Source organism: Nocardioides marmoriginsengisoli, from assembly GCF_003725695.1.
GTDB classification, from domain to species: Bacteria; Actinomycetota; Actinomycetes; order Propionibacteriales; family Nocardioidaceae; genus Marmoricola; species Marmoricola marmoriginsengisoli.
The window spans coordinates 1-2,727 of sequence record NZ_RJSE01000015.1 but is presented as its reverse complement, the minus strand read 5'-3'; the positions used below and the strand labels follow the sequence as shown (position 1 = coordinate 2,727).

1 pseudogene is annotated in these 2,727 nt (G+C 75.5%); it reads left to right on the top strand.

Annotated elements, in window-relative coordinates:
• A pseudogene (locus EFK50_RS22400) lies at window positions 1–2,727 on the top strand (hypothetical protein); the annotation flags it as partial.

Sequence of the window (2,727 nt, the reverse complement as noted above, 5' to 3'; positions counted from 1 at the left end):
AAGGCCGAGGCCGAACGCCTCGCCGCCGAACAGGCCGCCGCGGAAGCCGCTGAGGCCGCCCGCCTCGCCGCGGAGCAGAAGCGCATCGACGACGCCCGGAAGGCAGCCGAGAAGGCGGAGCGCGACCGGATCGCCGCCGAGAAGGCCGAGGCGCTGCGCGTCGAGGCCGAGCGCAAGGCCGCTGAGCAGGCCGAGCGCGACAGGGTCGAGGCCGAGCGCCTCGCGGCGGAGGAAGCCGCCAGGCTCGAGACCGAGCGGCTCGCGGCCATCAAGGCCGAAGCCGCCCGCAAGGCGATGGAGAAGGCGGAGGCCGACCGGCTCGCCGCCGAGGAGGCGGAACGCCAGCGGCTGCACGCCATCCGCGAGGCCGCGCAGCGCCGTGAGGCCGCCCGGCTGGCAGCACTCCAGGCCGAGGAGCAGCGTCGTGCGGCCGAGGAGGCCGAGCGAGCACGTCTCGAGCGGGAGCGCCTGGAGCGCGCCCGGCAGGAAGCGATCCAGCGGGAGAAGGAGCGCCGTGCAGCGCTCCAGGCCGAGCAGGAGCGGATCGCCGCCGAGGCAGCGGAGGCCGCCAGGCTCGAGCAGGAGCGGATCGAACAGGAGCGCGAGGAGCAGCGGCGCGCCGAGCAGGCGCGCCGAGCGGCGATCAAGGCCGAAGAGGTCCGGCTGCTGGCCGAGGCCAGCGAGGCCAAGCGGATCGAGACCGAACGGCTGAACGCCCAGGAGGCCGAGGCCGGCCGCCTGGAGGCGCTCCGGCTCGCGGCGATCGAGGCCCACGACCGCTGGCTCGCCGACGAGGCGACCGAGTCGGTCCGGATCGAGGCCGAGCGGATCACCGCGCAGGAGGCCGAGGCCGGCCGCCTCGAGGGTCTCCAGCTGGCGGCTCTGAAGGCCGAGAAGAAGCGCCTGGTGAACGAGGCCGTCGAGGCCGCCCGGATCGAGGCCGAACGCGTCACCGCCCAGGAGGCCGAAGGCGTTCGTCTGGAGTCCGTGCGGATCGCCGCCATCGCCGCCGAGAAGGCCCGCCTTGCCGCCGAGAAGGCCGAGGCCAAGAAGATCGAGAAGGCGCGGGTCGCCGCCCAGAAGGCCGAGGCCCAGCGCCTCGAGGAGATCCGGATCGAGGACGAGCGCCTCGCCGTCGAGCAGGCCGAGGCCCTCCGCCTGGAGAACGAGCGCGCCGCCGCCCAGCAGGCCGAGGACGACCGGATCGAAGCCGCCCGACTGGAGGCCGAGCGCCAGGCCGCGATCAAGGCCGAGGAGGAGCGCCTCGCAGCAGAAGCCGCCGAGGCCGCCCGCCTGGAGACCGCGCGGCTCGAGGCCCAGCGGGTCGAGCTGGAGCGCCTGGAGGCCGAACGTGTCGCCGCCCAGGAGGCCGAGCGCATCCGGGTCGCCGCGGAGAAGGCAGAGATGCGCCGCCTGGCCGCCGAGAAGGCGGAGGCGATGCGGATCGAGAGCGACCGGGTGGCGGCGCAGGCTGCCGAGGCCGAGCGCATCGAAGCCGCCCAGATCGAAGCCGCACGCCTGGCTGCCGAGCAGGCCGAAGCCGACCGGCTCGCCGCCGAGCAGGCCGAGGCGGAGCGCCTGGCCGCCGAGCAGGCCGCTGCGGAGCAAGCCGAGGCTGACCGGCTCGCCGCGATCCAGGCCGAGGCCGACCGCCTCGAGGCCGAGCGGGTCGAAGCGGAACGGATCGCCGCGGAGCGGGCAGCGGCCGAGCAGGCCGAGGCGGAGCGCCTCGCCGCCGAGGCTGCCGAGGCAGCACGGCTGGCCGCCATCGCCGCACGTCGCGAGGCGGCGCTGCGGGAGAAGGAGCGGCTCGCCGCCGAGCAGGCCGAGCTGGAGCGGATCGCGGCCGAGGAGCGCGAGCAGCGGCGGGCCCAGGCGATGCAGGAGCAGCAGGAGCGGATCGCCGCCCAGCGCGCCGAGAAGGACCGGATCGCCGCCGAGCAGGCCGAGTGGGAGCGTCAGGCCACCGAGCGCACCGCTCGGGCCGTGGCACCTCAGGCGCCGGCACGCGGTGCCGCGGCGGCGGCCCTCGCGGGCATTACGGGGGTACCGCAACCATCACCCCCAAAAGCCGCCGTGCCGGCAGCGAGCGCAAGCCCGCTGACGGTACCGATCCCGGACGAGACGACCGCTCCCCCCGAGGGTGAGCCGGAGTACGACGAGTACGTCGAGCCTGAACCGATCGACGTCGCGGACGAGCCCGCAGCCGACGTAGCGCCGGAGCCGGAAGCGGACCCCGAGCCGGAGGACGCGCCCGAGCCGGAGGACGCCGCCGAGCCGGAGGACGCCGCCGAGCCGGAGGATGCCGTCGACCTGGAGGCAGAGCCGGAGGACGCGCCCGAGCTGGAAGCAGACCCCGAGCCGGAAGCAGACCCCGAGCCGGAGAGCGCACCCGAGCCGGACGACATCGCCGACCTGGAACACGCGCCCGAGGTTGCCCCCGAGGCGCCCGCCGCCGAGGCGCCCGCGGATGACCCGGTGGACCCGTTCGAGCACACCGGCGAGCTTCCGGAAGCCGCGGTCGAGGTCGAGTGGACTGACCCGCTGGGCATCGCGGCGCCCGTCGTACCGGAGCCCGAGCAGGTCGAGGCGACCGAGCAGATCGCGGCCGAGCAGGCCGAACTCGCGGACGAGTCCTCCATCGCCGAGATCGACCCGCCAGCGACCGACCCCGAGCCGGCATTCGTCGAGCCTGCCAAGGCGTCCAAGCCCGCCAAGGCACCCAAG